Raw genomic sequence first — 386 nt, 5'->3', positions numbered from 1 at the left:
CAGTGCCCATTGCGCCGCCTTCTCCCAAATGCGGGTTAAGGCCGGCAACGGCTATTCTCGCACGTTTGCCGCTTGATGATTCGACCGCCTTGGCGCCGGCCACCGTGTCCGCAATGATGGACTCCACGGAGATGTTGTCGGCCACGGCGCGAAGCGGGATATGCGAGGTTACGCGGGCCGTCCAGAGAGCCCCCTGGTTATTCATTTCGCAGCAGAAGCCAGTAACACCGAGGCGACTTGAGAAAAAATGCAGTGCGTCGAGCGCCTTGTGACCGGCCAGCCACATCGCCTGTTTGTTGAGCGGACCATAGACAGTCGCATCGAGCTGCCCTGCCCCGGCGGCGTCTGCTGCACTCTGCAGCGCCGCGAGCGTGGCAGTTCCGGCC

The 386-nt window shown here is 63.0% G+C and carries 1 protein-coding gene; it reads right to left on the bottom strand.

Features of this window, described 5'->3' with window-relative positions; genetic code table 11:
- On the bottom strand, positions 1-386 hold a 386-nt coding region (locus EN884_RS38410), incomplete at both ends, for a 4-hydroxythreonine-4-phosphate dehydrogenase PdxA (RefSeq protein ID WP_206617799.1).

Origin of the sequence: Mesorhizobium sp. M7A.F.Ca.AU.001.01.1.1, from assembly GCF_004022735.1 — a bacterium.
In the GTDB taxonomy this organism is placed as follows: Bacteria; Pseudomonadota; Alphaproteobacteria; order Rhizobiales; family Rhizobiaceae; genus Mesorhizobium; species Mesorhizobium ciceri.
Note: the sequence above shows the minus strand (reverse complement) of the source record. Positions and strands in the feature narration are given on the sequence as shown.